At 69.2% G+C, this 6,769-nt stretch carries 4 protein-coding genes and 1 pseudogene; all 5 read right to left on the bottom strand.

From position 1 onward, the window contains the following. Positions 1-16: 16 nt before the first annotated feature. A complete protein-coding gene (locus JWQ05_RS00130) occupies positions 17-442 on the bottom strand; it encodes a VOC family protein (protein WP_299652628.1) in 426 nt (141 codons plus the stop codon). A 7-nt stretch (positions 443-449) separates the two neighbouring features. Beyond that, positions 450-1,988 carry a tRNA (adenosine(37)-N6)-threonylcarbamoyltransferase complex ATPase subunit type 1 TsaE gene (tsaE, locus tag JWQ05_RS00135; protein WP_299652642.1) on the bottom strand — a complete coding sequence of 513 codons (1,539 nt, stop codon included), beginning with the start codon at positions 1,986-1,988 and terminating at the stop codon, positions 450-452. A gap of 186 nt (positions 1,989-2,174) precedes the next feature. Then, a complete protein-coding gene (locus tag JWQ05_RS00140) occupies positions 2,175-4,673 on the bottom strand; it encodes a PAS domain-containing sensor histidine kinase (RefSeq protein WP_299652630.1) in 2,499 nt (832 codons plus the stop codon). A gap of 305 nt (positions 4,674-4,978) precedes the next feature. Next, positions 4,979-6,379, bottom strand: a complete 1,401-nt coding sequence (ahcY, locus tag JWQ05_RS00145) for an adenosylhomocysteinase (RefSeq protein ID WP_299652633.1) — start codon at positions 6,377-6,379, stop codon at positions 4,979-4,981. Positions 6,380-6,521: 142 nt separating this feature from the next. Next, positions 6,522-6,769, bottom strand: a pseudogene (locus tag JWQ05_RS00150) (nitric oxide dioxygenase); the annotation flags it as partial.

Genomic DNA, 6,769 nt, shown 5'->3' on the forward strand with positions numbered 1-6,769 from the left:
TGGGTTCGCGCTTCGCTCAAGCGGGCAGGCGCACGCTGCCGTCCGGCAGCGGCAGGAGGTCCGGATTCCAGGCGACCTCCCAGAGGGTACCGTCGGGATCGGCGAAATAGCCGGAATAGCCGCCCCAGAACGCGTCCTCGGCCGGCTTCACCAGGGTGGCGCCCGCCGCGACCGCGTCGGCGAGGACCGCGTCCGTCTCGGCCCGGCTCCCGGTGTTGTGGGCGAGCGCGAAGCCGCGAAAGCCGTAGCCCTCGGCGGCGATGCCCGCATCCTCGGCGAGCGCCGCGCGCGGGTAGAGCGACAGGACGAGGCCTCCCAGTTGGAAGAAGGCCACGCCCTCCGAGGCGTAGCGTGAGCGCGTCCAGCCCAGGGCCTCGTAGAAGCGCACGGCCCGCCCCAGGTCGGCGACCCCGAGGGTCAGGAGGGTGAGACGAGGCTGCATCCCCGCCTCACGGGTTCTCGGCGACGTCGGACACGGGTTCGGGCGTGGGTTTCGGCAGGAGGTGGGGCAGGTGTGCCTCGTGCCAGAGGCGCAGGTGCGTCAGGGCCGGATGGTTGAGATTGCGCGCGAGGTAGCCCTCGATGCGCGGCAGGTGGGCGAGGTAGCCGGGCTTGCCGTCGCGCCGGTCGAGGCGCGCGAAGATGCCGAGGATCTTGGTGGCGCGCTGGGCTGCTAGCACCGCATAGGCGCGGGCGAAGGCGTGCATGTCGAAATCGGGCTCGCGGGCCCGGCGCTCGCGCACGTAGAGGCCGAGCAGGCGCAGTTCGAACTCGGCCGAGGCGTCGACGCGCGCATCCTGCAGGAGGGAGGCGACGTCGTAGGCCGGGTGCCCGAGCACCGCGTCCTGGAAATCGATGACCCCGATGCGCTCGAGCCCCTCGCGCTCGGGGAGCCAGATCAGGTTGGGGGAATGGTAATCCCGCAGGGTCCAGGTCGGGCGATCGGGCGTGACGCTGTCGAGCACCTCGGCCCAGAGCGAGACGAATTCGGAGCGGGCCGGCCCCGGCAGGTCGGCGCCCCGGATCGCCGGGCAGTACCAGTCGGGGAGCAATTCGGTCTCGAAGACGAGGGCTTCGAGGTCGTAGGGCGGCAGCACGTGGTCGATGCCGTCGGCGACCGGGAGGACGCCGGGCAGTTCGGTGGCGTGGAGCTTGGCGAGCAGGCGCACGGCTTCCGCGTAGCGCTCGGGGCGCGGGCCGCTGGCATCGACCACGGGTTCCGAGCCGAGATCCTCGATGATCAGGAGGCCTTCGGCGAGATCCTCGCCGTAGATGCGGGGCGCGGAGAAGCCGAGAGCCCGCAGGCCGCGGTCGACGCCCACGAAGGCGTGCACGCTCTCGGCGAGCTTGACGATGGCGCTGTAGGGGCGGCCGTTGCGCACCGGCGGGCCGTCGGCGCGGGGCGGCGAGATCATCAGGACGGCGCTCTTGCCGTCGGGTTTCACCAGCCGCTCGTAGGCGCGCGAGGAGGCGTCGCCCTGCATGGCGATGCGGGTCGCCTCGTCCCAGCCGCTGCGCACGAGGAGTATCCGCAGGGCACGGGCACGCCCCAGACGGGCGGCCATGCCGCCGCTGCCGTCGATGCGGGCAAAGCGCGCGCCGTCGCCGAACTCGGCGCGCAGCGAGAGGTCGACGGAGAGGATGGGCGCGTCGCGATGGCCGAGACGCTCGGGCCATTCCACCAGGGTGATGGCGGTCTCGCTCATCTCGTCGAAGCCGAGTTCGACGAGTTCGTCGGGACCGCGCAGGCGGTAGAGGTCGGCATGCACGATCAACCGGCCATTCGCCGCCTCGTAGGGCTGGATCAGCGTGAAGGTCGGGCTCGGCACGTCGAGGGTCGGGTCGGCGACGAGTTCACGGATCAGTGCGCGGGCGAGCGTGGTCTTGCCGCCGCCGAGCCCGCCGGACAGGGCGACGATGTCGCCCGGCATCAGGAACTCCGCGAGGAAGCGGCCGAGATCCTCGGTGGCGCTCTCGTCGGGCAGCATGATCTCCCAGGCCGCGTTCCCCTCACGCTGGGGCGTGTCGGCACCATCCTCGTTCAAGCCCAACTCCTCCTCGGCCGCGCCGCGATCACCGGGACCGCGCGGATGCCCGCTTTCATAAAGCAGCATCCTTAACCAAATCGCGGACGGCCCCGAAGGCTCCCCACAAACCTGTCCGGCGAAGGCACCCTACTCGGCGGCATCCCGGCGCGCGTTCGGCTCGGAGATCGGGAAGGTGCAGGTGACGCGGGTGCCGCTGCCCGGCGTGGATTCGAGACCGACCCGGCCGCCATGCAGTTCCACGAAGGAGCGCACGATGGAGAGCCCGAGGCCGACCCCGCGATGGCGGGTGCCGAGCGTATGGCTCTCGAAGCGGTCGAAGACCCGCTCGGCGACCTCGGGCGGCATGCCCTGGCCCTGGTCCACCACCGAGAGCGTGAGTTCGGAGGCGTTGCGCCGGACCTCGACGCGGACATGCTGGCCGGGTGCCGAGAAACCGACGGCGTTCGACAGGAGGTTGAACAGGATCTGGCGCACGCGCTTGCCGTCGGCGACGAAGCTGCCGACGTCGTCGGGCACGTCGAGATCCAGGGTGATGGCGGAATCGGCGAGCCGGTCCTCGAGGCCGCGCACGGCCGCGTCCACGGTTGCGCGGACATCGACCACCTCGCGCGTGAGTTCGAGGGAGCCGGCATCGATCGAGGCGAGATCGAGGATGTCATTGATCATCACCAGCAGCGCCCCGGAAGAACGCATGATGTGGCCGGAATACTCGCGCTGGCGCTCGTTGAGGGCCCCCACCGTCTCGTCGCCCAGCAACTGGGTGAAGCCGATGATGTTGGTGAGCGGCGAGCGCAGCTCGTAGGAGACGTGGTTCACGAACGTGTCGCGCAGCTGCGAGGTGCGTTCCAGGGCGTCGTTCTTGTCGGTCAGCGCGCGCTCGACGTTCACGCTCGCGGTGACGTCGATGAGCGTGAGCAGGGTCGCCCCCTCTGGCAGGGGCTGGGCGGCGCAATCGAGCACCGTGCCGTCGACGATCTCCAGGCGGCAGGTCAGGCCGGCCCGGCTCTCCAGGCCCGTGATGGCGCCGCGGATGTCGAGCCAGGGGTCCTCTTCGGGCGAGAGCACCTGGCAGGCGGCGATGACCGCGTCGACGCGGGGGCGCTCGCCCAGCGTCTCGGGGTCGAGGCGCCACAGCGTCGCGAAGGCCCGGTTGGCGAAGGTGAGGCGCCCATCGGCTCCGAACACCGCCACGGGCTCCTTCAGGGTGTCCAGGGTCTCGGCCTGCACCCGCATCAGCGCGTTGTAGCGCGACTCGAGCTTCATGTTCTCCGAGACGTCGTCGAACAGGTAGGTCAGGCCGCCCTGCGGGTTCGGGTCCGCGACGACGCGCAGCGAGCGGCCGTCGGGCAGGTACCACCAGGCCTCGTTGGCCTCCACCGCCCGATAGGCCGCGAGCACGTCGGCCTTCCAGGATTTGAAGTCGGCCTGCTCGGGCAGCTTTCGGGCCGCGCGAAGCCGGTCGAGGATCTCGCCGTCGAGGGGACGGCCGTCGAGAAAGGCCTGGTCGAGGCCCCAGAGCTGGCGATAGGCGGCGTTGTGGAAGATCAGGCGCTGGCGCGCGTCGAACATCGCGACCGCGGTGGGCAATTGGTCGAGGGTGCGGACATTGGCGTCCATCTGGCGCTGCAGATCGGCGCGCACGCTCTCCAGTTCCGAAACGTCGACCGCGATGCCGACCCGGCCGGTCTCGATCGCCGTCTCGGTGACGTCGAGGGTGCGCCGCCCCCCCGCCACCACGGCGGAAAGCCGGTGCGCGGCGCGTCCGCCGGCCGTGATGCGGCCCGTTTCCTCGCGGGCGATGAGTTCGCGCGCCTGGCGGTCGAGGAGTTCGACGCCGCCTTCGAGGGCGTTCTCGCGGGTGCCTGCCTCGACGGCGGCCACGTAGGCGAGGTTGACCCAGGCCAGGGCGCCGTCGCGGTTGCGGCGCCAGACCGGCTGCGGAATCGCATCGAGCAGCGAGCCCAGCGCCGAGAGCCCGCGCTTAGCCTCGTAGAGGGTGAGCCGCAGGTCGATGAGCTCGCGCTTCTCGTCCGTGGTCTCGCGCAGGCGCAGGATTGCGCGGCCGGACAGGGCCTGACCATGGGCATCGATGAAGCGCCCGGACTGGGTGCGCAGGCTGAGGCGAAAGCCGGTTCCGCGCGCCCGAAGGGTCTCGACGACCGTGTTCAGGGCGTCGGCATCGACGCCGTGCAGCCAAGTCTCGAAGGCGAGGAACGGCGTCTGGCCGGGGCCCGCCAGGCGCTTGCCGTCGACGAGACCGATATCGCCCTCGACGGTCGGCGCACCGCGTCCGGTCCAGGTCACGATGATCTGGCGCTCGGCGTTGAGCAGCATCTCGGCCCGGTCGTGGGCGCTGCGCAGGGTCGAGAGTTCATCGACGAGATCGCGCTCGCGCCGGCTCCAGCGGCTTCGCTCGCGCATGTGAAGCAGGGCGACGATGGTGGCGAAGACCGTCAGCCCGATCAGGATCGCGAGGCCGGCGGCGTTGTGCGTGTGCTGCCCGAAACCCGCCGCGACGGCACTGGCATCCATCCCCTGCCCGACCGCCCGCGCCGGTATCCCGGCCACGGCGACGACAAGGGAGCCGGCGCACAGGACGTTGCGCGCCGCTCGATCGACCCTCATGATCCGTCCCGCCTCCACGAATCTTCGATGAGACGCCAAACCGCGCCCTTCCCGCAACCGCCCGAAAGGCGGACGCGGGTCACTCCATCTGAGGAATCGACCCACCTTAGCGCGAGGCGGAATCGTCCCGGAAGAGGGTTAAGCTTAACTTTAGGGACTTCGGTGGCGATGGCCCGCCGGGGGCGTAGAAAAGCCACACCGCGCCTTCAGCGACGAGCCGGACGCGAAGAAGCCCGGCACAAGGGCCGGGCTTCGGTCGTCGATTCGGATGGTGCGTGACGCCCCGCTTCGGGGCGCCGGCCGTCTCAGTAGCGGTAGTGGTCGGGCTTGAACGGGCCGGTCTCGGAAACACCGATATAGGCAGCCTGCTCGGAGCTGAGCTTCGAGAGCTTGACGCCGATCTTCTCGAGGTGGAGGAGCGCCACCTTCTCGTCGAGGGCCTTGGGCAGGGTGTAGACCTGCTTCTCGTACTTGCCCGGGTTGGTCCAGAGCTCGATCTGGGCCAGCGTCTGGTTCGTGAACGAGGCCGACATCACGAAGGACGGATGGCCCGTCGCATTGCCGAGGTTCACCAGGCGACCCTCCGACAGGAGGATGATGCGGTGGCCGTCGGGGAAGGTGATCTCGTCCACCTGCGGCTTGATGTTCGACCACTTCATGTTCTTCAGGCCGGCGACCTGAATCTCATTGTCGAAGTGGCCGATGTTGCACACGATGGCGCGGTCCTTCATGGCCCGCATGTGCTCGATCGTGATGATGTCCTTGTTGCCCGTGGCGGTGACGAAGATGTCGGCGCGGGGGGCCGCGTCTTCCATCGTCACGACCTCGTAGCCTTCCATCGCGGCCTGGAGCGCGCAGATCGGATCGACCTCGGACACGAGGACGCGGCAGCCGGCATGGCGCAGCGAGGAGGCCGAGCCCTTGCCGACGTCGCCGAAGCCCGCGACCATGGCGACCTTGCCGGCCATCATCACGTCGGTGCCGCGGCGGATGCCGTCGACCAGCGACTCGCGGCAGCCGTAGAGGTTGTCGAACTTCGACTTGGTGACGGCGTCGTTCACGTTGATCGCCGGGAAGAGCAGCTTGCCCTCCTTGGCGAGGTTGTAGAGGCGGTGCACGCCGGTGGTGGTCTCTTCCGAGACACCCTTGATCGAATCGGCGAGACCGGCGAACCAACCCTTCGGCTTCTCGGCGAGCTTCTTCTTCAGGAGCGCGAAGAAGATCTCCTCCTCCTCGGATTCCGGCTTGTCGAGGAAGGCGGTGTCGCCGTTCTCGGCGCGCAGGCCGAGGTGGACGAACATGGTGGCGTCGCCGCCGTCGTCGAGGATCATGTTCGGCAGGCCGCCGTCATGCCAGTCGAACAGCTTCGAGGTGTAGTCCCAGTACTCTTCCAGGGTCTCGCCCTTGATGGCGAAGACCGGAATGCCGGCGGCGGCGATGGCGGCGGCGGCGTGGTCCTGGGTCGAGTAGATGTTGCAGGAGACCCAGCGGATGTCGGCGCCGAGCGCCTTCAGGGTCTCGATCAGCACGGCCGTCTGAATCGTCATGTGCAGCGAGCCGGCGATCTTCGCGCCCTTCAGGGGCTGCGACGGACCGAACTCCTCGCGGGTGGCCATCAGGCCCGGCATCTCGGTCTCGGCGATCGAGATTTCCTTGCGGCCGTACTCGGCCAGTCCGATGTCCTTGACGATGTAATCCTGGGCCATCTCGTGTTCGCTCCGTCACTCTGTGCGTCTGGCGGGGCTATAGCAGCGCGCGAGCGCGGAGGCAATCAAGATATAAAGATGTCTTTATGCGAATAGGTTCAAACGGCAGGACGCCCCGGGTGGAGCGCCCTGCCAGGGGCCGTCAGGCGGCGAGGCTCGTTTCAACGAGATCGTCGGCGGGGCCGAAGAACTCGTAGCGGATGCGCGAGGCCGGCACGCCAGCCCGTGCCAGGCCGTGGACGAGGGACGCCAGGAAGGGCTTGGGCCCGCACAGGTAGTAGGTCGCCTCGCCCGTCGGCGTGGCGTCGCCGAGGGTCCCGGCGGTGATCAATCCGGCGGCGTCGTAATCGCGGCCGAACACGTCCGCCGGCTCGGGCGCCGCATAGACGG

This window comes from Methylobacterium sp. (assembly GCF_028290105.1).
Classification (GTDB): domain Bacteria; phylum Pseudomonadota; class Alphaproteobacteria; order Rhizobiales; family Beijerinckiaceae; genus Methylobacterium.

Excerpts from the sequence above, each read along its gene's own strand:
- ahcY (WP_299652633.1), bottom strand. The coding sequence starts at position 6,379 with ATGGCCCAGGATTACATCGTCAAGGACATCGGACTGGCCGAGTACGGC.
- tsaE (WP_299652642.1), bottom strand. The coding sequence starts at position 1,988 with ATGCTGCCCGACGAGAGCGCCACCGAGGATCTCGGCCGCTTCCTCGCG.
- JWQ05_RS00130 (WP_299652628.1), bottom strand. The coding sequence starts at position 442 with ATGCAGCCTCGTCTCACCCTCCTGACCCTCGGGGTCGCCGACCTGGGG.
- JWQ05_RS00140 (WP_299652630.1), bottom strand. The coding sequence starts at position 4,673 with ATGAGGGTCGATCGAGCGGCGCGCAACGTCCTGTGCGCCGGCTCCCTT.